Origin of the sequence: Actinoplanes flavus, assembly GCF_017592555.1 — a bacterium.
GTDB lineage: Bacteria > Actinomycetota > Actinomycetes > Mycobacteriales > Micromonosporaceae > Actinoplanes > Actinoplanes flavus.
Map to the genome: position 1 here is coordinate 410544 of NZ_JAGFNS010000001.1, position 24517 is coordinate 435060.

Annotated in this window: 24 protein-coding genes and 3 tRNA genes; 10 read left to right on the forward strand and 17 right to left on the reverse strand. The window is 71.8% G+C overall.

Going from position 1 to position 24517, the window contains the following annotated elements; all coding sequences use genetic code 11:
- Nucleotides 1-31 precede the first annotated feature (31 nt).
- The 3 genes from J5X75_RS01905 to leuC form a co-directional block, all read right to left on the reverse strand.
- A complete protein-coding gene (locus tag J5X75_RS01905; protein ID WP_208465410.1) occupies nucleotides 32-799 on the reverse strand; it encodes an HU family DNA-binding protein in 768 nt (255 codons plus the stop codon).
- Nucleotides 800-965: 166 nt separating this feature from the next.
- Nucleotides 966-1556: a 3-isopropylmalate dehydratase small subunit gene (leuD, locus tag J5X75_RS01910; RefSeq protein ID WP_208465412.1), complete on the reverse strand. Its 591-nt coding sequence runs from the start codon at nucleotides 1554-1556 to the stop codon at nucleotides 966-968.
- Between the two features lie 20 nt (nucleotides 1557-1576).
- Nucleotides 1577-3031, reverse strand: coding sequence for a 3-isopropylmalate dehydratase large subunit (gene leuC, locus J5X75_RS01915; RefSeq protein ID WP_208465414.1), 1455 nt, complete (start codon nucleotides 3029-3031; stop codon nucleotides 1577-1579).
- Nucleotides 3032-3080: 49 nt separating this feature from the next.
- On the opposite strand from leuC, the gene J5X75_RS01920 reads away from it, so the two are divergent.
- The 5 genes from J5X75_RS01920 (at nucleotide 3081) to J5X75_RS01935 (ending at nucleotide 8251) form a co-directional block, all read left to right on the forward strand.
- Nucleotides 3081-3767, forward strand: coding sequence for an IclR family transcriptional regulator (locus tag J5X75_RS01920; protein ID WP_014447202.1), 687 nt, complete (start codon nucleotides 3081-3083; stop codon nucleotides 3765-3767).
- A gap of 136 nt (nucleotides 3768-3903) precedes the next feature.
- Nucleotides 3904-6570, forward strand: coding sequence for an AAA family ATPase (locus J5X75_RS01925; protein WP_307797888.1), 2667 nt, complete (start codon nucleotides 3904-3906; stop codon nucleotides 6568-6570).
- Between the two features lie 23 nt (nucleotides 6571-6593).
- Nucleotides 6594-6662, forward strand: coding sequence for a hypothetical protein (locus J5X75_RS43860; protein WP_238487232.1), 69 nt, complete (start codon nucleotides 6594-6596; stop codon nucleotides 6660-6662).
- Nucleotides 6663-6716: 54 nt separating this feature from the next.
- Nucleotides 6717-7505, forward strand: a complete 789-nt coding sequence (locus tag J5X75_RS01930) for an alpha/beta hydrolase (protein WP_208465415.1) — start codon at nucleotides 6717-6719, stop codon at nucleotides 7503-7505.
- Nucleotides 7502-8251 carry an MBL fold metallo-hydrolase gene (locus J5X75_RS01935; protein WP_208465416.1) on the forward strand — a complete coding sequence of 250 codons (750 nt, stop codon included), beginning with the start codon at nucleotides 7502-7504 and terminating at the stop codon, nucleotides 8249-8251. Before J5X75_RS01930 ends, J5X75_RS01935 begins: the two co-directional genes overlap by 4 nt.
- Before the next feature lie 63 nt (nucleotides 8252-8314).
- Here J5X75_RS01935 and J5X75_RS01940 read toward each other — a convergent pair.
- The 4 genes from J5X75_RS01940 to J5X75_RS01955 form a co-directional block, all read right to left on the reverse strand.
- Nucleotides 8315-8387, reverse strand: a tRNA-Glu gene (locus J5X75_RS01940).
- A 370-nt stretch (nucleotides 8388-8757) separates the two neighbouring features.
- Nucleotides 8758-8830: transfer RNA gene (locus J5X75_RS01945), tRNA-Glu, on the reverse strand.
- 52 nt (nucleotides 8831-8882) lie between these two features.
- A tRNA-Gln gene (locus J5X75_RS01950) sits at nucleotides 8883-8954 on the reverse strand.
- Nucleotides 8955-9017: 63 nt separating this feature from the next.
- Nucleotides 9018-9821 (reverse strand): SDR family oxidoreductase, encoded by an 804-nt coding sequence (locus tag J5X75_RS01955; protein WP_208465417.1) that lies wholly within the window; start codon nucleotides 9819-9821, stop codon nucleotides 9018-9020.
- A gap of 47 nt (nucleotides 9822-9868) precedes the next feature.
- Here J5X75_RS01955 and J5X75_RS01960 point away from each other — a divergent pair, with 47 nt between their 5' ends.
- On the forward strand, nucleotides 9869-10573 hold the full coding sequence (locus J5X75_RS01960) for a TetR/AcrR family transcriptional regulator (protein WP_208465418.1): 705 nt from the start codon (nucleotides 9869-9871) through the stop codon (nucleotides 10571-10573).
- Here J5X75_RS01960 and J5X75_RS01965 read toward each other — a convergent pair.
- The 4 genes from J5X75_RS01965 to J5X75_RS01980 all read right to left on the reverse strand — a co-directional run bounded on the left by J5X75_RS01965 (nucleotide 10562) and on the right by J5X75_RS01980 (nucleotide 13441).
- Nucleotides 10562-11356 (reverse strand): fumarylacetoacetate hydrolase family protein, encoded by a 795-nt coding sequence (locus J5X75_RS01965; RefSeq protein ID WP_208465419.1) that lies wholly within the window; start codon nucleotides 11354-11356, stop codon nucleotides 10562-10564. The two genes, J5X75_RS01960 and J5X75_RS01965, sit on opposite strands and share 12 nt — an antisense overlap.
- 66 nt (nucleotides 11357-11422) lie before the next feature.
- On the reverse strand, nucleotides 11423-11665 hold the full coding sequence (locus J5X75_RS01970) for a helix-turn-helix transcriptional regulator (RefSeq protein ID WP_208465420.1): 243 nt from the start codon (nucleotides 11663-11665) through the stop codon (nucleotides 11423-11425).
- Nucleotides 11666-11672: 7 nt separating this feature from the next.
- The gene (locus J5X75_RS01975) at nucleotides 11673-12515 is read right to left on the reverse strand and encodes an ABC transporter permease (RefSeq protein ID WP_208465421.1); all 843 of its coding nucleotides are present in this window, start codon (nucleotides 12513-12515) and stop codon (nucleotides 11673-11675) included.
- Nucleotides 12512-13441 carry an ABC transporter ATP-binding protein gene (locus J5X75_RS01980; RefSeq protein ID WP_208465423.1) on the reverse strand — a complete coding sequence of 310 codons (930 nt, stop codon included), beginning with the start codon at nucleotides 13439-13441 and terminating at the stop codon, nucleotides 12512-12514. The genes J5X75_RS01975 and J5X75_RS01980 overlap by 4 nt, the downstream gene beginning before the upstream one ends.
- Before the next feature lie 133 nt (nucleotides 13442-13574).
- Here J5X75_RS01980 and J5X75_RS01985 point away from each other — a divergent pair, with 133 nt between their 5' ends.
- A complete protein-coding gene (locus tag J5X75_RS01985) occupies nucleotides 13575-14516 on the forward strand; it encodes a 3-methyladenine DNA glycosylase (RefSeq protein WP_208465424.1) in 942 nt (313 codons plus the stop codon).
- A 232-nt stretch (nucleotides 14517-14748) separates the two neighbouring features.
- Here J5X75_RS01985 and J5X75_RS01990 read toward each other — a convergent pair whose 3' ends face one another.
- The gene (locus J5X75_RS01990; protein WP_208465425.1) at nucleotides 14749-15492 is read right to left on the reverse strand and encodes a tyrosine-protein phosphatase; all 744 of its coding nucleotides are present in this window, start codon (nucleotides 15490-15492) and stop codon (nucleotides 14749-14751) included.
- Nucleotides 15493-15747: 255 nt separating this feature from the next.
- Between J5X75_RS01990 and cimA the strand changes: the two genes are divergently transcribed.
- The gene (cimA, locus tag J5X75_RS01995) at nucleotides 15748-17334 is read left to right on the forward strand and encodes a citramalate synthase (RefSeq protein WP_208465426.1); all 1587 of its coding nucleotides are present in this window, start codon (nucleotides 15748-15750) and stop codon (nucleotides 17332-17334) included.
- Here the strand turns inward: cimA and thrS are convergent.
- From thrS to J5X75_RS02020, 5 genes are all read right to left on the reverse strand, one after another.
- The gene (gene thrS / locus J5X75_RS02000; RefSeq protein ID WP_208465427.1) at nucleotides 17301-18521 is read right to left on the reverse strand and encodes a threonine--tRNA ligase; all 1221 of its coding nucleotides are present in this window, start codon (nucleotides 18519-18521) and stop codon (nucleotides 17301-17303) included. The two genes, cimA and thrS, sit on opposite strands and share 34 nt — an antisense overlap.
- 150 nt (nucleotides 18522-18671) lie before the next feature.
- Nucleotides 18672-19205 (reverse strand): GNAT family N-acetyltransferase, encoded by a 534-nt coding sequence (locus J5X75_RS02005; RefSeq protein ID WP_208465428.1) that lies wholly within the window; start codon nucleotides 19203-19205, stop codon nucleotides 18672-18674.
- Complete coding sequence (locus J5X75_RS02010; RefSeq protein ID WP_208465430.1) at nucleotides 19202-20200, reverse strand: endonuclease/exonuclease/phosphatase family protein; 999 nt, start codon at nucleotides 20198-20200, stop codon at nucleotides 19202-19204. The genes J5X75_RS02005 and J5X75_RS02010 overlap by 4 nt, the downstream gene beginning before the upstream one ends.
- A 106-nt stretch (nucleotides 20201-20306) precedes the next feature.
- Nucleotides 20307-21647, reverse strand: coding sequence for a M16 family metallopeptidase (locus J5X75_RS02015; RefSeq protein WP_208465431.1), 1341 nt, complete (start codon nucleotides 21645-21647; stop codon nucleotides 20307-20309).
- Nucleotides 21644-22957 (reverse strand): M16 family metallopeptidase, encoded by a 1314-nt coding sequence (locus J5X75_RS02020; RefSeq protein ID WP_208465432.1) that lies wholly within the window; start codon nucleotides 22955-22957, stop codon nucleotides 21644-21646. The genes J5X75_RS02015 and J5X75_RS02020 overlap by 4 nt, the downstream gene beginning before the upstream one ends.
- Nucleotides 22958-23083: 126 nt before the next feature.
- Here J5X75_RS02020 and arfB point away from each other — a divergent pair, with 126 nt between their 5' ends.
- Together arfB and J5X75_RS02030 are read left to right on the forward strand one after the other, a co-directional pair.
- Nucleotides 23084-23506 carry an alternative ribosome rescue aminoacyl-tRNA hydrolase ArfB gene (gene arfB / locus J5X75_RS02025; protein ID WP_208465433.1) on the forward strand — a complete coding sequence of 141 codons (423 nt, stop codon included), beginning with the start codon at nucleotides 23084-23086 and terminating at the stop codon, nucleotides 23504-23506.
- A 62-nt stretch (nucleotides 23507-23568) separates the two neighbouring features.
- A complete protein-coding gene (locus J5X75_RS02030) occupies nucleotides 23569-24423 on the forward strand; it encodes a hypothetical protein (protein ID WP_208465434.1) in 855 nt (284 codons plus the stop codon).
- Nucleotides 24424-24517 lie beyond the last annotated feature (94 nt).

Here is a 24517-nt window from a genome sequence, read left to right on the forward strand (position 1 = left end):
CCAACGGTGGACGCCTTTTCGTCGCCTCTGCTCAGCGGGCCTTGCGTGCCGAGGCGGTGCGGGCCCGGGCCGGTGCGGCGGCCGGGGTGGCGGTCTTGCGGGCGGTCCGCTTGGCCGGGGTGGCCTTCGCGGTGGTCGCCGTCTTCTTCGCGGGCGCCGTGGTGGCCTTCTTGGTGGCCGTCTTCGTGGCCGGCGCCGTCTTGGTGGCGGTCGTCTTCTTGGCGGCCGTGGTCTTGGCGGTGGTCGCCTTGGTGGCCTTGGTGGCGGCCGTCTTCGTGGCCGCCTTCGTAGCCGTCTTGGTTGCGGTCGTCTTGGCAGGCGCCGTCTTGGTGGCGGTCGTCTTCTTGGCGGCCGCGGTCTTCGCGGTGGTCGCCTTGGTGGCCTTGGCGGCGGCCGTCTTCGTGGCCGCCTTCGTAGCCGTCTTGGTTGCGGTCGTCTTGGCAGGCGCCGTCTTGGTGGCGGCCGTCTTCTTGGCGGCCGCGGTGGTCGCCGTCTTCTTGGCGGCGGTGGCCGCCTTCGCCGGCTTTCCGCTCGCCACGAGTTCGCGGAATGCGCTGCCCGCCTTGAAGACCGCGACCGACGTCTTCTTCACCTTGACCGGCTCACCAGTCCGCGGATTTCGCGCGGTGCGCGCATTGCGTGCCCGCTTCTCGAACGAACCGAATCCGGTGAGCGCGACCTTGTCACCCTTGGCAACGGCGTTCTGCACCTCACTGATGAACGCGTCCAAAGCCAGGGTCGCCGTCTTCCTGTCTCCCAGCCTGCCGGCGAGCGCCTCGATGAGCTCGGCCTTGTTCACGATTTCCTCCTGGACGTGACGTGAGAACTGGCCCGTCGAAGGCCATTCTGCGCGCACGGTATGCCCTGTGACCCGGTTACAGAAACATTCAGGGGAAAAATGCGTTGTGTCCCAACGAATTCGCCCCTGCCGGGTGACCCGGCAGGGGCAAATTGGCGAAGAGGAACTAAAGAACGACGGCCGGCTTGAAAGCGGGGCGGCCCTTCTCGTACGCGGTAATCGCGCCTTCGTGCCGCAGCGTCAGTCCGATGTCGTCGAGGCCCTCCATGAGGCGCCAGCGACTGAAATCGTCGATCGGGAACCCGTAGGCGGCGTCGTCCACCCGGACCACCCGGCCCTCCAGGTCGACGGTGATCTCCTTCTCCGGCTCGCTCTCGGCCAGGTCCCAGAGACTCTCCACGATCTTCTGGTCCAGCTGGATCGGGAGCAGGCCCTCCTTGAGGGAGTTGCCGCGGAAGATGTCGCCGAAGCGGGAGGCGATGACCGCCTTGAAGCCCCAGTCGCGCAGCGCCCAGACGGCGTGCTGCCGGGACGAGCCGGTGCCGAAGTTCGGTCCGGCGACCAGGATGGTGGCGCCCGCGTGGGCCGGCTTGTTCAGGACGAACGAGGGGTCCTCACGCCAGGCGTTGAAGAGCCCGTCCTCGAAGCCGGTCCGGGTGACCCGCTTCAGGTAGACCGCCGGGATGATCTGGTCGGTGTCCACGTCGGAGCGGCGCAGGGGCATGACCTTGCCGCTGTGGGTGACGAACTTGTCCATGACTGATGTCTCCCGGCTGGTCAGAGGTCGGCGGGGGCGGCCAGCCGGCCGACCACGGCGGTGGCGGCGGCGACCTGCGGCGAGACCAGGTGGGTACGCCCGCCCTTGCCCTGCCGGCCCTCGAAGTTGCGGTTGGAGGTGGACGCGGCGCGCTGGCCGGGGCTGAGCGTGTCCGGGTTCATGCCCAGGCACATGGAACAGCCGGCGAACCGCCACTCGGCGCCCGCCTCGGTGAAGACCTTGTCCAGGCCCTCGGCCTCGGCCTGTTCACGCACCTGGTACGAGCCGGGCACGATCATCATGCGGACGCCGTCGGCCACCTTGCGGCCGCGGATCACGTCGGCGGCGGCGCGCAGGTCCTCGAGCCGGCCGTTGGTGCACGAGCCGACGAAGACCACGTCGACCGGGACCTCGCGGAACGGGGTGCCCGGGGTGAGGTCCATGTACGCCAGCGCGCGCTCGGCGGCGGTGCGCTCGACGTCGTCGAGGAAGTCCTCCGGGCTCGGCACCACGCCGTTCAGCGCCGCGCCCTGGCCCGGGTTGGTGCCCCAGGTGATGAACGGGCTGATCTGCGAGGCGTCCAGGATGATCTCGGTGTCGTACTCGGCGTCCGGATCGGTGACGAGGGTCTTCCAGTACTCGACCGCGGCGTCCCACTGCTCGCCCTGCGGGGCGTGCGCGCGGCCCTTCAGGTACGCGAACGTGGTCTCGTCCGGCGCGATCATGCCGGCCTTGGCGCCCCACTCGATCGACATGTTGCAGATCGTCATCCGGCCCTCCATGGAGAGCTTGCGGATGGCCTCGCCGCGGTACTCCACGATGTGGCCGTTGCCGCCGCCGGTGCCGGTCTGCGTGATCAGGGCGAGGATCAGGTCCTTCGCGGAGACGCCCGGGCCCAGCTCGCCGACCACGGTGACGGCCATCGTCCGCGGCTTGGCCTGCGGCAGCGTCTGGGTGGCGAGGACGTGCTCGACCTCGCTGGTGCCGATGCCGAAGGCCAGCGCGCCGAACGCGCCGTGGGTGGCGGTGTGCGAGTCGCCGCAGACGATCGTCATGCCGGGCTGGGTGAGACCCAGCTGCGGGCCGATCACGTGCACGATGCCCTGGTTCACGTCGCCCAGCGGCCGGATCTCGACACCGAACTCGGCGCAGTTCTTCCGCAGCGTCTCGATCTGCGTGCGCGAGGTGGTGTCGGCGATCGTGAACAGCTCACCGCGCTTGGTGTTGAACGCGGGATCCGCATACCCGGTCGGGGTGTTGTGGTCCTCCGTCGCGAGCGTGAGGTCGGTCCGGCGAACCGGCCGGCCGGCCATCCGCAGACCGTCGAAGGCTTGCGGGCTGGTGACCTCGTGCAGCAGGTGCAGGTCGATGAAGAGCAGGTCGGGCTCGCCCTCGGCCGTGCGCACCACGTGGTCATCCCAGACCTTCTCGGCCAGGGTCCTGGGTTTCCCGCTCTGGGGAGTGACTCCCACCATCTGGACATCCTAAATTCTGGAATGTATGTTTCGGCTTGTGGGACACAGTATGAGCGGTGTAGGCGTTCTCGACAAGGCGGTAGTCATCCTCGCCGCGTGTGTCGACGGCGCCAGCCTGGCCGAACTCGTCGAGCGCACCAAGCTGCCGCGGGCGACCGCACATCGCCTGGCCCAGGCTCTGGAGATTCATCGGATGCTGGTCCGGGACACTCAAGGAAGATGGCGTCCAGGACCGAGATTGGGCGAGTTGGCCAATGCCGCACCGGACGTTCTGCTGACCGCCGCCGAGCCCCTGCTGTCCGCACTGCGGGACGCGACCGGCGAGAGCGCTCAGCTCTACCTGCGGCGGGCCGATGAGCGCATCTGTGTGGCCGCCGCCGAGCGCGCCAGTGGTCTGCGCGACACCGTGCCGGTCGGCTCGGTGCTGCCGATGGTCGCCGGTTCGGCCGCCCAGATCCTGCTCGCGTGGGAGCCGCCGGAGGCGGTGATGCCGCTCCTGCCGCGCTGCAAGTTCACCGGCCGCACCCTGGCCGAGGTGCGCCGCCGCGGCTGGGCACAGAGCGTCGCCGAGCGTGAGCCGGGTGTGGCGAGCGTCTCCGCGCCGATCCGCGACCGGACCGGCCGGGTGATCGCGTCCATCTCGATAAGCGGTCCGATCGAGCGACTGGGCCGCCGCCCCGGTGAGCGCCACGCGATGGCCGTCGTCCGCGCCGGCCAGCGCCTGTCCGGCCTCTGATTCCCCCTTCTCTCACCCCTCCGCCCCGTCCGCCCCGCCTTCGAGCGGGGCGGCTTCGTTTTCCCGCCTCGCCTCCGGCGAGAGTCCCCGGCCTCGCCTCCGGCGGAAGATCGCGATGTGTGGATAGGCTGCCGCCGTGCGGCTCTTCGGGCAGGGCGATCGGCTCTTCGGGCGCGACGCCGAGTGCGCGGTCCTGGACGGACTGCTCTCCGGGGCGCGATCCGGGCACAGCGCGGCCCTGGTGCTGCGCGGCGAGGCCGGCGCGGGCAAGACCGCCTTGCTTCGGTACGCGCTGAGCACGGCGACCGGCGCACCGGCCGGCAGCGCCGCGGTCCTCGTCATCAGCGGCGTCGAGGCGGAGGCCGGGCTGCCGTACGCCGGGCTGCACCGCCTGCTCATCCCGCTCCTGCCGGAACGCGGCCACCTCCCGCCCGCCCAGCGCGCCGCCCTCGAGGTGGCCTGCGGCCTCACCGACGGCCCCACCCCCGACCTCTACCTGGTCAGCCTCGCGACGCTCACCCTGCTGGCCGCCGCGCCCCGGCTCTGCGTCGTCGACGACGTGCACTGGCTCGACCCGGACTCGGCCCGCGCCCTCGCCTTCGTGGCCCGCCGCCTGCACGCCGAGGGCGTCGTCCTGCTGTTCGGCCAGCGGGTGGCCGCCGAGGATCCGGGGCCGCTCGCCGGCGTGGCGGTGCTGGAGATCACCGGCCTGGCCAGCGGCGACGCCGTGGCGCTGCTCTCCGACGTGGTCACCGGCGACCTGGACCTGGGCCTGGCCGAGCACATCGCGGAGAGCACCGGCGGCAACCCGCTGGCCCTCACCGACCTGGGCCGGGAACTCACCGCCGAGCAGCTGCGCGGCGCGTCCCCGCTGCCCGACCCGGTGCCGATCGGCAGCCGCCTGGAGGCGCACTACTCGGCGCGGGTCAGCGGCTACCCGGAGGCCGCCCGGACCTGGCTGGTGCTCGCGGCGGCCGGTGCGGGCGCCCGCCACGAGCATCTGCTGGCCGCCGCCGGGCTCCTGGCGGTACGGCCCGAGGACGCCGCGCCCGCCGAGTCGGACCGGCTGGTGTCCGGCACGCCGCCGGTGGTGTTCCGGCATCCCCTGGTCCGCTCGGCGGTCTACGGCGACGCCCCGGCCCCGAGCCGCCGCGCCGCGCACGCCGCCCTGGCCGCCGCCATCACCGGTGACGCCGACCGCCGGGCCTGGCATCTGGCCGCCGCCACCGCCGCGCCGGACGAGACGGTCGCCGCCGAGCTGGAGCGCCGTGCCGACCGGGCCGGCGCCCGTGGCGGGCACGCCGCCCGGGCCACCTTCCTGAGCCGGGCGGCCGAGCTGACCCCGGACGAGACCGTCCGCACCGGACGCCGGGTGGAGGCGGCCGCCGCCGCGATGGCGGCCGGCGCGCCGGCCCGGGCCCTGCTGCTTCTGGAGACCGCCGACGACGATCACCTGTCCGGGGCGGCCCGCGGATCGGCGCTGCTCACCCGGGCCCTCGCCACGGTCAACACCGGCGCGCCCACCGCGTTGCGGGACGCCACCGCGCTCTGCCTGGAGGCGGCCGGCGCGTTCGGCGCCGACCACGGCCGGGCCCGGCGGGCCGCGGTGCAGGCCGTCGACCACGCCATCGGCGCGGAACACCTGTCGTCGGTGAGCGAGACCACGGTCGCGGCCGAGGCCGCCCGGCTCGCCGCCACCGATCCGGACGGGCTGGACGGGCTCCTGCTGGCCGCCTACGCGTCGTTCATCCAGGACGGGTACGCCTCCTGCGTACCCCTGCTGCGGCGGGCCGTCGCCGCGATCGCCGACCCGGCCCTCCCGGACGAGACGCTGCGCCGCCGGTTCGTCGTCGGGATCAACTACTGCAACCTGCTCTGGGACGACGACACCAAGCTGGTGCTGCTGGACCGGGCCGAGGCCGCCGCCCGGCGTACCGGCGCCCTGCACACGCTGGACCTGGTCCACTTCGTCGGCGCGATGACCGACGCGGCGCTGGGCCGGCTGCGGCACGCCGACCGGCACGACGCCGCCGGGCAGCGGCTGCGCCGGTCGATCGGCATCACCGCCGAGCAGGAGCAGGTGTGGCGGCATCCCGAACTGGTGGCCTGGCGTGCCCCGGACGGCTTCCGGGAGACGGTTCCGCAGGCGCTGCGGGTCTTCGAGATGCTGCACATGGGCGGCATGCACGCGGTCACCCGCCTCGCCGTGGCCGGTCTGGAGATCGCCGGCGGCGCCTATCCGGCCGCCCGTGAGCTCCTGCTGGGCATCGCCGACCCGGGCCGCCCTCGCCGGTACGCCTGGGCCCTACCCGATCTCGTCGAGGCCGCCCTCCGGTCCGGTGACCGCGCGACGGCCGAACAGGCCTGCGCCGACCTGACGTCGGCCGCCGGCAACAGCGGCACACCCCGGGCCCTGGGGCTGCTCGACCGGTCCCGGGCCCTGCTGGCCGCGCCCGGGGAGGCCGAGGAGCACTACCGCGCCGCCGTCGAGCGGCTCGCCGCCACACCGGCGTACGGCGACCTGGCCCGGGCCCGGCTGCTCTACGGCGAGTGGCTGCGGCGGCGCCGGCGCCGGCGTGACGCCCGGGACCAGCTCGCCACGGCGCTGGAGATGTTCGAGGAGGTCGGGGCCACGGTGTTCGCCGGGCGCGCCCGGGCCGAACTGGGGGCGACCGGGGAGAGCGTGCGCTCACCCGTACCGAGGGAGAGCGAAACGGCCCTGACCCCGCAGGAGGCCGCCGTGGCCCGCCTGGCCGGCGCCGGGGCGACGAACGCGGAGATCGCCGCGCCCCCCTCTACCTGAGTCCCAGCACGGTCGACTACCACCTGCGGAAGGTGTTCCGGAAGCTCGGCGTCACCTCGCGGCGGCGGTTGCGCGGCGTGTTGCACGACTGACTACGAGTTCCACGGGATTCGCCGGTGGGCGCGTTCCCACCAGGATCGTAGGACATGAAGCCGATCGTTCTGGTACACGGATTCTGGGTCACGCCGCGCAGCTGGGAGAACTGGGTCGCCCACTACGAGGCCAAGGGCCATCAGGTGATCGCGCCCGCCTACCCCGGCTTCGAGGTCGAGGTGGAAGCCCTCAACGCCGACCCCACCCCGATCCTCGACGTCACCGTGCCGCGGATCGTCGCGCACCTGGAGGAGCAGATCCGGGCGCTGCCCGAGCCGCCGATCATCATCGGTCACTCGGCCGGCGGCGCGTTCACCCAGATCCTGCTGGACCACGGGTACGGCGCGGCCGGCGTGGCGATGAACTCGGCGCCCACCGAGGGCGTGCGGGTGGTGCCGCTGTCCCAGGTGAAGTCCACCTTCCCGGTGTTGAAGAGCCCGGCGAACCGGCACCGGGCGGTGCCGCTGACGCTGGAGCAGTGGACGTACGCGTTCACCAACACGTTCACCGAGGAGGAGTCGAGGGCCCTCTACGAGCGGTACGCGATCCCGGCCAACGGGGGCATCCTGTGGGGCAGCGTGCTCGCCAACTTCCAGCCCGGCCACCAGGACACCTGGGTCGACTACCACAACGACGAGCGGGCGCCGCTGCTCTTCGTCTCCGGCTCCGAGGACCACATCATGCCGCCCGAGGTGCAGCGGTCGAACCACAAGCACTACAGGTCCAGCACGGTGACCGAGATCCGCGAGTACGAGGGCTACGCCCACCTGCTGCCTGCCCAGAAGGGCTGGGAGCAGATCGCGGACGAGGTTCTGGACTGGGCCCTGCGGCACGCCCGGTGAACGACCTGCGGATCACCCACATCGGCGGCCCCACCACCCTGATCGAGCTGGCCGGGGTGCGGCTGCTCACCGACCCGACCTTCGACGAACCGGGCCGGCGGTACTCGTTCGGCCTCGGCACGTCCTCGGTCAAGACGGCCGGCCCGGCGGTGGCCGCCGGTGAACTCGGGCCGATCGACGCGGTGCTGCTCACCCACGACCACCACGGGGACAATCTGGACGTCGCGGGCCGGGCGCTGCTGCCGTCCGTGCCGGTGGTGCTGACCACGGTGAGCGGGGCCCGCCGGCTCGGCGGCAACGCCACCGGGCTGGCGCCGTGGCGGACCGCCCGGGTCGGTGAGATCGAGGTCACCGCCACCCCGGCCCGGCACGGCCCGCCGCTGAGCCGGCCCCTCGTCGGCGAGGCCGTCGGGTTCGCCCTACGGCCGCCCGGCAGCTCATCGGTGATCTGGATCTCCGGGGACACCGTGCTGTTCGGCGGGGTCCGGCAGGTGGCGGCCCGGTTCACCGTCGACACCGCGATCCTGCACCTCGGCGACGTCCGGTTCGGGCTCACCGGCCCGATCAGCTACACCATGAACGGCCGGGACGCGGCCGGCCTCGTCGAGTCCCTGCGGCCGCGGAAGGTCGTGCCGGTCCACTACGAGGGCTGGTCGCACTTCCATGAGGGGCGCGCCGGTGTGGAGGCCGCCTTCCCGCCCGGCACCCTGACCTGGCTCACACCCGGAGTGCCCACCACGGTCTGAGCCCGGCCACTCTCCACAAAGCAGAGCGGCCCGCACCTTGATCGGTGCGGGCCGCTCTCGCTGTAGTCCCGAAGGGATTCGAACCCTCGCTACCGCCTTGAGAGGGCGGCGTCCTAGGCCGCTAGACGACGGGACCCCATATTCGCCTCCGGCTTTCCCCGGCGGCGCGCTGAACTCTATCAGCCCGCGGCCCGCAGCCGAAATCGGATATCCACCCACCTCAGAGCCCCGCCCCGACTCCCTCCGGCCGGCTCCCGCACTACCTCAAGGCGCGCTCCAGCCCTGACAACCCGGCTGGATCTCCCCGGCTGGCTCCCAGGGCTGTCTCGAGACACGCGTGACAACCAGCTGGATCTTCACGGCCGGCTCCCCGGGCTGACTCAGCCCCTCCGAAACAGCCCTGGGAGCCGGCCGGGCTGGTGCGGGTGGGTGGGCTCTGGTCGTACCGGGAATGGGGCCGGGAAAGCGAAACGGCCCGCATCCGGAGATGCGGGCCGTTTCCGATGTAGTCCCGAAGGGATTCGAACCCTCGCTACCGCCTTGAGAGGGCGGCGTCCTAGGCCGCTAGACGACGGGACCAGAACGTGCTGTTTCACTGCTTCCAGCACTGCCCTCCCGGAGGAGGGCCGCGCTGGGGTACCAGGACTCGAACCTAGACTAGCTGAACCAGAATCAGCCGGGCTGCCAATTACCCCATACCCCATTTGGCCCGGCTTGCCGCGCCGGAGAGAACTTTACCCGAGCCCCTCCGGCCCGCCAAATCGGGTCACCCGAATAGATCAGCGTGATGCCGGGCCCACCGCGCGTAGGTGGTCGCGGGACGGCCGAGGAGATCGGCGACCGTCGACACCGCCTGCTGGGGATGTGCCGTGAGCTGGGCGAGCCCGTCCAGGTACCACCGCCCGTACTCCCCCATGGCCAGCTCGAACTGGGCGACCGCCGCCTCGCCGGTCAGCTCGACATAGCTGAGGTCCCGGCCGAGCCCCTCGGCCAGGGCGGCGACCTTCTCCGGACGGCTGAGCGCCTGGGGACCGGTCAGCTCATAGGAGTGGCCCTCGTGACCGTCGCCGAGGATCACCTCGGCGGCGACCGCGGCGATGTCCTCCTGGGCGACGGGCGCGTTGACCGCGCCGGGATAGGCGTCGCGCACCTCGTCACCGGCCCGGATCTGCGCGGCCCAGATGGTGGCGTTGGCCATGAACTCGCCCGGCTCCAGATGGGTGAAGGGCACGCCGCTGGCCTCCACGCCGTCCTCGACCGACTGCCAGTGGTCGCCCTTCGCGCCGGCCATGTCGACGATCCGGCGCACCCCGGCCTCCGCGGCCATCCGGCACACCTCGAAGACGGTGGCCGGATCGGGCGCGAGATACACCACGTCGGCGCCGGTCAGGGCGGTGGCGACCGTCGCCGGCCGGCGGAAGGAGCCGCGCACCACCTCGACGCCGGGCGGCAGCGCGGCTCGCTCCGGGTCGACGGTGAGCGCCCGGACGTCGTCCGCGCCCCGGGCCAGCAACTCGTCGACGACCATCCGGCCCACGTTTCCGGTGGCGCCGGTGACAAGGATCTTCATTCTCGTACCCCCTACGGAAACTTCTTTCCCGTAGGGTATACGGAATCATGGAGAACTACCCCCTGCTGTGGCGCGGAAATCTGCCCGCGAAGAAGGCCGCCGGGCGCCCGCCGCGGCTCAGCGTCGACGCGGTGGTGGCCTCGGCCATCCGGATAGCGGACGCGGACGGCCTGGAGGCGGCCTCGATGGCGCGGGTGGCGGCCGATCTGCGGGTGGCGACCATGACGCTTTACACGTACGTGCCGTCCCGCTCGGTCCTGGTCGATCTGATGGTCGACCAGGTGCTGCTGACCCGGCGGCTCGGCGCGACCACGGAGGGCTGGCGGGAGCGGGTGGCGGTGTTCGCGGCGCGGACCCGGGAGATGTTCGTGGCGCACCCCTGGCTGACCGAGGTGTCGCTGGTCCGGCCGCCGCTGGGGCCGGGCACGATGGCCGAGCGGGAATACATGATCGCCACGCTGAGCGGCCTGGGCCTGCCGGTCGCGGAGATCAACCGGGCGGCGATCACGGTGACGGCGTACGTCTACGCGTTCGCCCGGGAGGCCGGTGAGGACGCACGGCTCAGCCGGGTCAGCGGGCAGTCCACCGAGTCGTGGTGGTCGGAGCGCGGCGAGTTCTGGGAGAAGTGGTTCGACGTGGCGGCGTACCCGGCGATGACCGCGCTGTGGAACGCGGGCGGCTTCGAGGACCAGGCCGCGTTCGACTACGGCCTGGCCCTGCTGCTGGACGGGATCGAGCGGTCAGTCGAGTGACACGACCGGGTTCCGCAGCTCGCCGATGCCCTGGACGCTGACCGAGACGGTGTCCCCCGGCACGATCCGGCTGACCCCGGCCGGCGTGCCGGTGAGGATGATGTCGCCGGGCAGCAGCGTCATGACGTGCGACACGTAGGAGATCAGGGCCGGGATGTCGAAGACCATGTCCTTCGTACGCCCGATCTGGCGGACCTCCAGGTTCTGCGGGTCCTGGCCGACCTCGCAGCGCACCTCGACGTCGCTGACGTCCAGCCCGGTGACGATCCACGGGCCGATCGGGCAGAACGAGTCGAAGCCCTTGGCCCGGGTCCACTGCGGGTCGCTGCGCTGCAGGTCACGGGCGGTCACGTCGTTGCCGCACGTGTAGCCGAAGATCGCCTTCTCGGCGCCGGCCCGGTCGACCCGGCGGGCGCCGGCGGCCCCGATCACCACGGCCAGCTCGGCCTCCTCCTCGACCTGGCTGGTCACCGAGGGGATGCGGATGGCGTCGCCGGGGCCGATCACCGAGGTGGACGGCTTGATGAAGATCAGCGGCTCCGTGGGCACCTCGTTGCCCATCTCCTTGGCGTGGTCGGCGTAGTTGCGGCCGATTCCGATCACCTTGCTGGAGAAGATCGGGGCGAGCAGCCGGACGTCGGCCAGGGCCCACCGCTGCCCGGTGAAGCGCACCTCGTTGAAGGGCAGGCTGTCGATCTCGGCGACCGTGAGGCCCGAGGAGCCGTCGCCCTCGACGACACCGAACGACACTCCACCGGCATGAACAAAGCGGGCGAAACGCACGGGTAATCCCATCTGTAGCGGTGCTGGCGCCCGGCCGGGTGTGAGGGCCGGGCATTCCCCTACAACCTATGCCGATCGGGTTTCCGCACCGAGCCGCGGGAACGGCTCCAGGGAGAACACCACCTCCACCGGCACCTCGAAGTAGGTGCAGATCCGCAGGGCCAGGTGGAGGCTGGGACTGAACTCGCCGCGCTCCAGGTAGCCCACCGTCTGATAGTGCACCCCGAGAGCGTCGGCGAGCTGCCGCCGCGTGATGCCGCGCTCGGCGCGCAGCATGGCGATCCGGTTGAACGTGACCTCGCTGCCCATGGCTCCCTCAGACGGTCATCCGGGTCATCGCCCGCTCGCGCCGCGCCGCCACCGCGGAACCGGACTCACGGCGGGCCATCCGGCGCAGAATGCCCGGCGCCAGCACCAGCCCGGCCACCGACCACGCCACCAGCACCCCGGCCGTCTGCGGGTGGCGCCAGGAGCCGCCGATCTCCGCGGCCGCCAGGGCATCCGGCAGGAAGGCCGATCGCAGGCCCAACCCTAGCCAGTAGACCGGGAACACCTGCGCGACGCCCTGCACCCAACCGGCCAGCGCCGTGACCGGGTAGAAGATGCCGGAGACCACGGTGAGACCGATGATCGGCAGCATCATCAGCGACGCCTGACGCGGATTCTCGAAGAGCGCACCGAGCACCGCGCCCAGCGGCATGGTCGCCAGGAACGCCAGCGGCACCAGCCAGAGCAGGACCAGCACCCCGTCGGCGCCCACGGTCAGGCCGTCCACCAGGAAGAGCCCGGGCACCACGACGAACAGGCAGCTGACCACGGCCACCCCGGCGACCAGCACGATCTTGCCGATCAGGTAGCCGGTCATCCCGTTCGGTGTGGCCTTGGCCCGCAGCAGTGTGCCGTCCTCCCGGTCCATCGTGAGGTACTGCATCATCGTCATGAATCCGCTGATCACGATGAGCATGGCGACCGAACCGACCAGGCTGTGCGCGCCCAGCCCGAACGTGGTGCCGGGAATGGTGCTGTCGCGCATCCAGATGAGCGCGATCACCAGGAAGAAGGCGGGCAGGAAATACCCGAACAGGTCGGTCCCGCTGCTCATGCTCTGCCGCAACTCGATCAGGCCGCGCCGCAGGCCCAGCCCCACCACCCGCATCATCGCGCGCCCCCCTCGGCGTCCCGGACCAACTTCATATACGTCTCCTCGAGGCTGCTCGGCCGCACCTCCAGGTCACCGATCGCGTCGCCGTGCTGGCGGAACAGCTCCCGCACGAAACCGGTCGCGTCCGCCGCCGAGTGCACGAACCGCTGCCCCTCCCGCGTCCAGCGGATCTCCGTCTCGCCGGCCACCTGCCGGGACAGCTCGTCGGCCGAGCCGTCCGCGACGATCCGCCCCTCGGCCAGGATCAGGATGCGGTCGGCCAGCTTCTCCGCCTCGTCGAGGTCGTGCGTGGTCAACATGATGGTGGTCTCGTCCACGTCGGTCAGCCGGTGCACCAGATCGTGGAACTCGCGCCGCGCCTCCGGGTCGAAGCCGACCGTCGGCTCGTCGAGGAAGAGCAGCTCGGGGCGCCCGACGATGCCGATCGCGACGTCGAGGCGGCGCCGCTGACCGCCGGACAACCGGGCGATCCGGGTGCCCGCCGACCCGGTCAGCCCCACCACCTCGAGCAGCTCGTCGACCGGCCAGGGGCGCGGCCGGTCGGCCGTCGAGAACTCCGTGTAGTAGCCGCCGAGATGGTGCAGCAGCTCCCGGACCTTCCACTTGCTGTGGTCCCGCCAGGATTGGAGCACCACACCGAGCCGGGCCCGCCACTGCTCCGCCCCCTGCTCCGGGTCGGCGCCGAGCACGCGCACCCGGCCACCGGACCGCCGGCGGAAACCCTCCAGGATCTCGATCGTGGTCGTCTTGCCCGCGCCGTTGGGCCCGAGCAGGACGAGCACCTCGCCGGCGGACGCCGTGAAGTCGACGCCGGCCAGCACTTCCTTGTCGCCGTAGGACATGCGGAGATCGCGGACCTCGATGACCGGCTCCGCCCCCGGCGTGTCGGCCACGGCGCCCGCGGCCAATACCGATCCCGTCATGTCGAGCACACTATCAAACTCGTAGTACATGTACTACACATCAGCGTACGTCTTTAGTGCCACTTCTCGTGGCGGAACTCATTCGCGCCAAACGGTGATCGTGTTGATCGCCTTGGCTAGATACATTGGTGCGATGGGGATCAAGCAGGTGAGGGCACTCACCACCACGCTGCCCTCGGTCACCTGGATTCCCCTCGCCCGGGCGCACTCCGAGCGCGCCGACCAGATGACCGCGGGCCACCGTGCCCGTCGCGCGACGGGCGACAAGCACGCCATCGAGGACTTCCTGTACGACTACTACGGGACCCGCCCGTCGCTGCTGCGCCGCTGGCATCCCGGAGTCGGCACCGGCCTGTCCCCGGCCCCCGACGGCCTGGCCGAGCACGCCGGCTGGAAGTTCTACCTGACGTACGAGGACGGGGTCGTCACCCTCGACCAGGACGCGTTCATGCACGCCCGCGCCGAGAGCGTCCGCTACATCCACGGCCTGCTCACCGCGACCGCGTCCCGCCCGGTCTTCTCCGGCTGCTTCGGCCTGCACGAGTGGGCCATGGTCTACCGCGACACGGAGCACCGCCACGAGCTGCCGCTGCGCCTCGGCCAGGAGGGCACCGACCAGGTGGTCGAGCAGCACACCATCCGCTGCACCCACTTCGACGCGTTCCGGTTCTTCACGCCCGAGGCGGTCGGGCTCAACCGGTTGCAGCCCACCCGCGCCACGCAGGTCGACCTGGACCAGCCCGGCTGCCTGCACGCCGCGATGGACGTGCACAAGTGGGCACAGAAACTCGGGCCCGCCGTCCCGGGCGCGCTGGCCCTGGACTGCTTCGCCCTGGCCGGCGAGATCCGGCTGCTGGACATGCAGGCGAGTCCGTACGATCTGACGTCCTACGGCCATCCCCCGGTCAAGATAGAGACCGCGGAGGGCAAGGCGGAGTATGTGGCTCGCCAGCGGGAGCTGGCCCGCCGGGCGGCCGGCCTGCGCAGCCGGTTGATCCGTGTCTGCGAGGCCCTGCTCGGGCCGGAGGCCGCTGCTCAGAACCGCGAGGCCGTCGCCCCTTTCAACCAGCGCTGATCGGGGAGGACCCGGCTCGGGTGGCTCCGCGCTGAACCACCCGAGCCGAGCCGGCGGCCGTGTCGGAGACCGCCTCCAGCCGGCCCGTCACTGGGGACGCACTCCACGTGGGCCGCGGCTGGGGCCCGGCCTGGCTGCCACAAATCGGGTAGTAGCCACCAGGCCGGACCTGACGGTGAGCGTACCGCCAGTTGCCCGGCGACGGGTAGTCCCATGACACGTGGTAAGTACCCTAACGGGTGAGCAGGTGGGAGCGCAGGGCCGCCAGCTCGTCGTCGGTGAGACCGATCTCCTTGGCGTAGGACTCGACCGATCCGTGCAGCTCACGGAGGTCGTCGAGGAACAGGTGCATGGCCTCGGCCGGGGAGTCGAACATGTGGTCCTTCCCCTGGACCGACTCCGGGCTGACCCGCAGGATGGACGCGGTCAGCCGGCGCATCGCCTCGGTGGTCAGCGCGTAGTCGGCGGCGATGTCCTCGTCGGACACCCCGAGCAGCGACAGGGTCAGAGCGCACACCGTGCCGGTCCGGTCCTTGCCGGCCATGCAGTGCACCACCACCGGTGCGGCCTCCGCGTCGGCGATCAGGCGCAGCGACCCGGCGATGCCCTCCCGGCCGTCCTCCGCGAAGTTGAGGTAGCGGTCGGCCAGCCAGCGCGCGCGCACCGACTCCTCGGGCTGCTCGATCTCGTCCCAGTCCACGTGCCGGAGGACCAGGTTGCGGTAGTCGACGCGGTGCGACTCGGCGACCCGGCCGAACTTCTCCACCTCGGACGGGCGCCGCAGGTCGATCACGGTCCGGACCCCGAGGGAAGCGAAGGTCTCGGCGTCCTCCTCGTCCAGGCTGTGCAGCGCGTCGGCCCGGAACAGCCGCCGCCAGCGCACCCGGCGCCCGTCGAGACCGGCGTAACCGCCCACGTCGCGGAAGTTGAACGCCCCGGAGAAGGTCAGGTTTCGTGAGTACTCTTCGGCCACCACGCCCCCAACCTATCCGGCGGCGCCGATCGCCTCACCGGTCGATTTCGTCACTCTTGCCGGTACGTTGCGTCTCAGCTATTGGATTTCCGGCATCGGCTGCGGTAGGCCGTGGCATGCTTCCACCCGTGACCCACTCCGTGCTGATTATTCGCACCTGGCGCGCCGGCTGACCTCTCGCCGACGCGCAGACCTCCCGCATCCGCGGGGGGTCTTTTTGTTGTTGCTGTGGGTGACCGACCGAAAGGACATCCCCTGATGGAGTACCAGGTGTTCGACACGACGCTGCGCGACGGTGGGCAGCGCGAGGGAATCAGCTACACGGTCGCCGACAAGCTCGCCGTCGCGCGCCTGCTGGACGAGTTCGGAGTGGGCTTCATCGAGGGCGGCTGGCCCGGCGCCATGCCCAAGGACACCGAATTCTTCGAACGGGCGAAAACCGAGCTGGAGCTACGGCACGCGGTGCTCGTCGCGTTCGGCGCCACCCGCAAGGCCGGCGTGGACGTGGCCGACGATCCCCAGGTCAAGGCGCTGCTGGACGCCGGGACCCCGGTGGTCTGCGTGGTCGCGAAGTCCGACATCCGGCACGTCGAACGGGCGCTGCGCACCACCGGCGACGAGAACCTGGACATGGTCCGGGACACCGTCCGGCACCTGGTCGCCAACGGCCGCCGCGCCTTCGTGGACTGTGAGCACTTCTTCGACGGCTTCCGGTACGACCCGGAGTACACCGCGAGCGTGGTGAAGGCGGCCATCGAGGCGGGCGCCGAGCGGGTCGTCATGTGCGACACCAACGGCGGCATGCTCCCGTCGATGGTCACCAAGGCGATCAACGAGGTGGTCGAGCGGACCGGGGTGACCCCGGACCGGCTCGGCATCCACTGCCAGAACGACACCGCCTGCGCGGTCGCCAACACGGTCGCCGCGGTCGAGGCCGGGGTCAGGCACTTCCAGTGCACCGCCAACGGGTACGGCGAGCGCCCCGGCAACGCCGACCTGTTCGCCACGGTCAGCAACCTGCAACTCAAGCTCGGGCTGAAGGTCCTACCGGACGGATGCCTGGAGAAGGCGACGCGGGTCTCCACCGCGCTCGCCGAGATCGCCAACATCGCCCCCGACACCCACCAGGCCTATGTCGGGGCCGCCGCGTTCGCCCACAAGGCGGGCCTGCACGCGAGCGCGATCAAGGTGGATCCGCTGCTCTACAACCACATCGACCCATCGGTCGTCGGCAACGACATGCGGATCCTGGTAACCGAGATGGCCGGCCGGGCCAGCATCGAGCTCAAGAGCCGTGAGCTCGGACTGGACCTGGCCGGCCACCCCGACACCCTGTCGAAGGTGACGCAGCGGGTCAAGGACCTGGAAGCCGAGGGCTGGTCCTTCGAGGCCGCCGACGCCTCCTTCGAGCTGCTGGTCCGCAACGAGCTGCCCGGCGTGGACGTGGCGAGGCCGTTCGCCCTGGAGTCGTACCGGGTGCTGGTCGAGCACCGCGAGGACGGCGCGGTCATCTCCGAGGCCACCGTCAAGGTCCGCGTCCGCGGCGAACGGGTGATCGCCACGGCCGAGGGCAACGGCCCGGTCAACGCCCTGGACGAAGCGCTGCGCACCGCCCTCGGCAACCACTACCCGCAGCTGAAGACGTTCGAGCTCTCCGACTTCAAGGTGCGGATCCTGGAGGGCAGCCACGGCACCAACGCGATCACCCGGGTGCTGCTGGAGACCAGCGACCACAACCGCGAGTGGACCACGGTCGGGGTCCACGAGAACATCGTCGAGGCCAGCTGGACAGCCCTGGTGGACTCCCTGACCTACGGTTTGGCCCGAACGTCCTCTCCTGCCTGACGCTGTGCCCGGGCGGCCGCGCTGATCAGTTCGATCGCGGCCGCCCCCGGCATCGGGTCCAACCGGCTGCCGTCGCGCAGCCGTAGCGCCACGCTGCCGTCCGCGGCCTCCCGGGCGCCGATCACCGCGAGGTACGGGACCCTCCGGCACTCCCGGATCCGGGCGCCGACCGAGCCCTCGTGCAGCACCTCCACCCGCAGCGCGGCGGCCTGCGCGGCGAACTCGCGGGCCGCCTCGTCCTGGTCGGCGCCGACCGGCAGGACCGCCAGCTGGACCGGGGCGTACCAGACCGGGAACGCGCCGCCGTGCACCTCGATCAGGTGCCCGAACAGCCGCTCCATCGACCCGGCCAGGCTGCGGTGCACCATCACCGGACGGGACCGGCCGCCGCTCGCGTCCGCGTACTCCAGCTCGAACCGCTCCGGCTGGTGGTAGTCGACCTGGACGGTGGCGAGGGTCCACTCCCGGCCGGACGGATCGACCACCTGAACGTCGATCTTCGGGCCGTAGAACGCCGCTTCGCCCGGCGCCTCGGCGTACGAGATCCGCTCCCCGGAAAGCGCGGCGCGCAGCAGCCCCTCGGCCCGCGCCCACATCGCGTCGTCGCCGCCGTACTTCTTCCCGGGCCCGCGCAGCGACAGCCGGTAGGCGACCGGGCCCACGCCGAGCGCGGCGTGCGCCTCGCGCATCAGCCGCAGCACCCCGGCCACCTCGGCGCTCGCCTGGTCCTCGGCGCAGAACACGTGCGCGTCGTTGAGCAGCATCGACCGGACCCGGGACAGGCCGCCGACGACCCCCGAGCGTTCCGCCCGGTACATCGGTCCCAGCTCGGCGATCCGCAACGGCAGTTCCCGGTACGAGCGACCGCGCGCCCGGAAGATCAGGGCGTGATGCGGGCAGAGGCTGGGACGCAGGACCAGCTCGTCCTCACCGGCCCGCATCGGCGGGAACATGCCGTCGGCGAAGTTGTGCCAGTGACCGGACAACTCGTACATCCAGCGCCTGCCCAGCGCCGGGGAGTAGACGTGCCGGTAGCCGGCGCGGCGCTCCAGCTCGTACAGATAGGACTCGACCTCGTGGCGGGCGGCCGCGCCGGCCGGCAGCCAGAACGGCAGGCCCGCGCCGATCAGCGGGTCGGAGTCGAACAGGTCCAGCTCGCGGCCGAGCCGGCGGTGGTCTACGGACATCGTGGGTCTCCTCGAGAAACTCCGGACCCCGGAACGACACAGCCCCGGGCAGGTCGCCCGGGGCCGTGGTCGTCGCTGTCAGCTCAGCGCGATCGGACGCCGGGACATCCCGGCGTGGTCGTGATCGAGCTCGGCATCATGCCCACGAGGTTAGGCGGCGCCGCCGCGCGCGGCGAGCCAGTTTTCGGCGAGGAGCTGGTAGAGGTAGTGGTCCTGCCAGTCGCCGGCGATCCGCAGGTAGCGCGGGGCCATGCCGAAACGCTGGAAGCCGTTGCGTTCCAGGACCCGCTGCGACCGGACGTTGTGCAGCAGTGTGCCCGCCTCCAGCCGGTGCAGGCCGTAGGTGGTGAACGCCTGCTCGGCGACCGCGGCCACGGCGGCGCCCGCCACCCCGCGCCCGGCGACCGCCGCGGCCACCCAGTAGCCGAGGTTCGCCGACTGGAAGGGGCCGTGCACGACGTTGGAGAGGTTGACCCGGCCGACGATCCGGCCGTCCTCGACGATCGCGTGCGGCAGCGCGTTGCCCTGGCGCAGCGTGTCGGAGATGATCTGCCACTGGCCCGCGGTGGTGTAGAACTCCTCCGGCCGCTCCGGCTCCCAGGGCGCCAGGTGCTCCCGGTTGGCCCGCACCAGGACGGCCAGCTCCTCGGCGTCCGCCGGGCTGATCAGACGGATGATGATCATGCGGCCGGCACCGTCACCCAGGCGATCACCGCTCGGTGATCCGACTCGGCCACCGGGAACACTTTCACGTCCTTCACCCCGATCCGCTCGTCGACCAGCACGTGGTCGATGGTGACCGGTGGGATCGGATCCCCGTCGTACGGCCCCCAGCTGCCCACCAGGCCCGCACCGACGGCGTCGGCGGCGTCCCGGTAGCCGGTGCCGATCAGCTCGCGCAGCCGCCGGTGGTCGAGCGTCGCGTTGAAGTCGCCCATCAGGATCTTCGGCAGCCCGCCCTCGGCCGGCACCTGCTCCCGCAGATCGGTGGACCAGTCGGGGATCAGGTCCCGGTCCGACGGGGCGAGCGGGTGCACCGACTCGATGTAGACCGTCCCGGCGCCCGGCACCTGGACGGCGGCGTGGGCCTGCTGGAAGCCGCCGGTGTTGCGTTTGGCGGCCTGCTCGGCGAACGGATGGCGGGAGTAGAGGCCGGAGCCGCTCGCGCCCCACTCCGGGGCGAACTGGCGGTACGGCAGGATCTCCTCGAGACCCGCCAGCCGCAGCGCGTTCTGCCCGCGTTCGGTGAACTCCTGCACGGCCAGCACATCCACCCGCTGGTCCCGGACCAGCTTCACGACCGCTTCCGGGTCGGCGCCACTGAACAGCAGGTTCGTCGTCATCACCCGCATCTCGACGCCGCTGGACGGGCCCCGGTCCGAGTCCGGCAGGGCGCGCGGCACCACGGCCACCGCGAAGCCGAACGCGATCAGGGCCGCCACCGCGGCGGCCGCCCACCGGCGGGCGATCAGCGACGCGGCGAGCGGTATCAGCGTCCACACGGCGACGTACGGCGTGAACGCCAGGAGCATGACCCAGTAGCCGGCCTCCCACCCGAAGGTGCGCCCCAGCAGCCAGACGGCCGCCGGGATCAGCGACAACCAGAGCAGGACGGTGAGAACGATGCGGCGGCGGCGCCGGGCCGGGCGGACCGCCGGCGGCGCGTCGGTGATCGTCATGGCGGCGACGTTATCCGTCCACCGCCACCGCCCGTCGCCAACGCGCTCCACGTCACATCCCCGGCGACACCGGCCCGGGGCCGTAGGGCCCCGGGCCGGCGCGGCGTCAGACCTCGGCGTCGGCCAGGTCGCCGAACTCGGCCAGCTCGTCCCGGATCACCGCGCCGTCGCCCTCGACGACCAGGGTCAGCCGGTCGGTCGACAGATGGTCGGCGGCCGCCTGCGACACCCGCTCGACGGTCGCCTCCAAATACTCCCGGCGCAGCGTCTCGTAGTAGTCGTCGGGCAGGCCGTGCACCACCAGGGAGGCCAGCGCGCCGGCGATCGCGCCCGGCGTCTGCATCTCCACCGACAGCTGGCCGGCCCGCCAGGAACGCGCCACCTCCAGCTCCGCCTCGGTCACCCCCTCGGCCTCGGTACGCGCGATCTCGCCGAGGGTGTCCCGGATCGCCGGGGCGGTCACCGCGGTCTGCACCCCGGCGGCCACCTCGAAACGGCCGGACCGGCGGGTCATCGCGTACGAGCCGCGGATGCCGTACGTGTAGCCCTTCACCTCGCGGATCAGGTGGTTCAGCCGGGACGTGAAGGCGCCGCCCAGCACGGTCGCGGCCAGCGTCATCGGCACGTAGTCGGGGGTCGCCCGCTCCGGCGCCCGGTGCCCCAGCCGCAGCGTCGACTGCACCGAACCGGGCCGGTCCACCAGAATCGTGCGGCGCCGGTCCGGCAGCACCACGCCGAGCGGCCCGGCCGGCTCCAGCGGCTCCCCCGAGGTGCCCTCGAAGGCGGCCTCGGCGAGCGCGTCCAGATCCAGCCCGTCCAGGTCACCGGCGACCAGCAGCACGCCCGGCCGCAGCAGCCACGCCTCGTGGAAGGCCAGCACGTCCTCCACCGTCACCGCGGCCACCGAGGTGGGGTCGCCGTGCAGCGGGCGGCTGTACCGTCCGTCGGCGCCGAACAGGTCGCCGCGCAGGGCCGCGTCGGCCCGCGGGCCGGGCTGCGCCCAGTCCATCCGCAGCGCGGTCACCTCGTCGTCGCGGACCCGGGCCACGTCCGCCGGGTCCAGCTTCGGGGTCCGGGCGGCCTCGGCAGCCAGGCGGACCGCGCCGGCCAGCAGCGGGCCGGGCGCCGACACGCCGACCCGGAAGGCGTCCCAGTCCACCGACGGGGCGAGCTCCGCGCCCAGACCCTCCAGCGCCAGGGCGTACGCCGCCGAGTCCCGCTTGCGGGTGCCCTCCTCCAGCGACTTGGCGAGCACCGTGGCGGTGCCCTCCCGGCCGGCGGTCTCCCGGGCCGCTCCGGCGTCCAGCAGCAGGACGGCGCTGGCCAGGATCTGACCCGGCAGATGGGCGGCGATCACGGTGCCGCCGTGCGCGGAGATCCGGCGGACGGCCGGGAACGCGTACGGACGGGCGGCGCCCGGGGCCGGGCGGGACGTGACGAGGGTCATGACGGCTCCCCGGGAAGGTAGGTGAGGGTGACGCGGGACTCGGGGCGCAGCACTTCCTTCGCCGCCTCGGTGACGTCCTCGGCGGTGATGGCCAGCCACTGCGCCAGGCGCTCGGCGGCCGCGGCCGGGTCACCGAACTGGGTGGCGTACCGGCCGAGGGTGTCGGCCCGGCCGCCGGCCGTGGACACCTGCCGCCACCAGGCGGTGGTGAGCAGCGCCTTGGCACGGTTCAGCTCGTCGTCGGTGACCGGCTCGTCGATCAGGCTGCGCATCACGTCGGACAGGCCCGCCTCCAGGGTCTCCAGGGAGACGCCGTCCTTGGCGGTGGCCGTGACGATCAGCGGGGCCGGGGCGTGTGCCAGGTCGACGCCGTACGCGCCGATGTAGTCCGGCTGGGCGATCCGGGCGCCGTCGGCGAGGCGCTGGTAGAGGCGGCTGCCCCGCCCGTTGCCGAGCACCGTGGCGAGGACGGTCATCGCGTCGTACCCCTTGGTGCCGAACGGATAGGTCCGGTGCGAGAGGTAGATCCGCGGGGCCGGCACCGCGGCCGTCACCTCCTCCCGGGCCGGTTCGGGGGCCGGGCCGGGCAGTGTGCCGTCCGGCGCCGGCGGGATGTCCGGCACCGCGGCGATCGCCCCGAAATACTTCTCCGCCAGGGCGAACACCTCGGCCGCGCCGGCGTCGCCGACGACCGTGAGGACCGCGTTGTTCGGCGCGTAGTACTGCTGGTGGAACGCCTTGAAGGTGTCCAGGTCCGCGGCGTTCAGGTCCTCCATCGACCCGATCGTGGCGTGATGGTACGGATGGCCCGGCGGGTAGAGCAGCGGCAACAGGCGCAGCCAGGCGTCGCCGTAGGGCACGTTCTCGTACCGCTGGCGCCGTTCGTTCTTCACCACCTCGCGCTGGTTGTCCAGCGTCTCCTGGGTGAGCGCCGGAACCAGGCCGCCCATCCGGTCCGCCTCCAGCCAGAGCGCCAGCTCCAGGTGCTCGGAGGGCATGGTCTCGAAGTAGTTCGTCCGGTCCGGGTTGGTCGTCGCGTTCAGCGAGCCGCCGTTGCCCTGCACCAGCTTCATGTGCTCGGTCTTCCGAACGTGCTGCGACCCCTCGAACATCAGGTGCTCGAAGAGGTGCGCGAACCCGGTCTGGCCCGGCGGTTCGTGCCGGGAGCCGACGTCATACCAGAGGTTGACGCAGACGACCGGCGCCGTCCGGTCCTCGCTGACGACGACGCGCAGGCCGTTCGCGAGCCGCGTGGTTTCGATGGGCCACGGATAACCGGTCGTGGCGACCGGTGCGGTTGGTGACGTCACCCGACCAATCTTGCCCTGTCGCGGACGGTTCCGGCGCGGCCGGACATCAATCTCGATGGCGCGTGATCACCGCGGGTGCGATGCTGGGCGCCGTGTTCGAGGACGTGTCCCGGGGAGAATGACCAGATGGCTGACGTATCGATCCGGCCCGGACTGGTCATCCCGGAGGCCGAGCTGAGCTGGCGGTTCTCCCGCTCCAGCGGCCCCGGCGGCCAGGGCGTGAACACCACCGACTCCCGCGTCGAACTGTCCTGGGACCTGGCCGGCTCCGGCGTGCTCTCCCCCACGCTGCGCGACCGGGCCGTCGAACGGCTGGGCAACCGCCTGGTCACCGGCGTGCTGACCATCACCGCCTCGGAACACCGCTCGCAGCTGCGCAACCGCGAGGCCGCCGAGGCCCGGCTCGCCTCCGTCGTGGCCGCCGCCATCGCTCCCCCGCCCCGCCAGCGCCGCGCCACCAAACCGACCCGGGGCTCGGTCGAACGGCGCATCGCCGACAAGAAGCGCCGGGCCCAGGTGAAACGCGGCCGGGGCGGAGATTTCGACTGACGTCACTCGACCGGGTGACTGGCGACTAGTGTCATGAGGCTACTAGCCGTACGCTAAGCCCCATGCCGTCACACCTGCACGAAATACTCATCGAGATGTTTCGGGGACGGCCCTCCCTGGCCGCGGAGCTGCTCGATGGCCCGCTGCACGGAGATCTCCCCGAGTACGACGAGGCGCACCTCTCCTCAGCCGAGCTGACGGATGTCGCCCCCACCGAGTACCGCGCCGACGCGGTGATCACCCTGACCCGATCGGGTGACATCGTTCTCGCGGTGGTGGTCGAGGTCCAACGCCGGGCAGACGCCCAGAAACGGCGAAGTTGGCCGGCCTATGTCGCCACCCTCTACGCCCGCCTGGGCTGTCCTGTCGCTCTCCTCGTGCTGTGCCCCCAACAATCGGTGGCTGACTGGGCCATGCGGGACATCCGTCTCGGTCCGCCCGGCTCGCAGGTCACCCCGGTGGTCTTCGGCCCGGCGCAGACCCCGCTCATCACCGATCCCGCGACCGCCCGGCAGATGCCTGAGCTGGCCGTGTTGTCCACCCTCGCCCATGCCGGCGAGGCCGACCCCACCCCTCTGTTCAAGGCCCTGTTCTCTGCTCTCGACGTCATCGAAGCCGACCGCGCAGCTCTATACCATGACTTCATGCTCACGGCGCTGCCGGCCGCGACCCGCAAGCTCCTGGAGGAATTCATGACCACCACGGATCACCCGTACAAGAGTGACTGGGCCCGACGGCAGTTCGCCGAGGGCGAGGCCACGGCGATCCTCACCGTCCTCGCGGCTCGGGGGCTCGAGATCTCCGATGAGGCTCGCACCACGATCACCGGCTGCACCGACCTCGATCAGCTCACCGAGTGGATTCGCCGAGCCGCGACGGCGGAGCGGGTGGAGGATCTGGGGCTGGAAAGCCGCTAGGCAGCGCGTCAGCCCGGCGGGGGGGGGGGGGGCGGGGGGGGGGCGGCCGCCCCCGGGGGGCGGGGGGGGGGGGGGGGGGGGGGGGGGTGGGGGG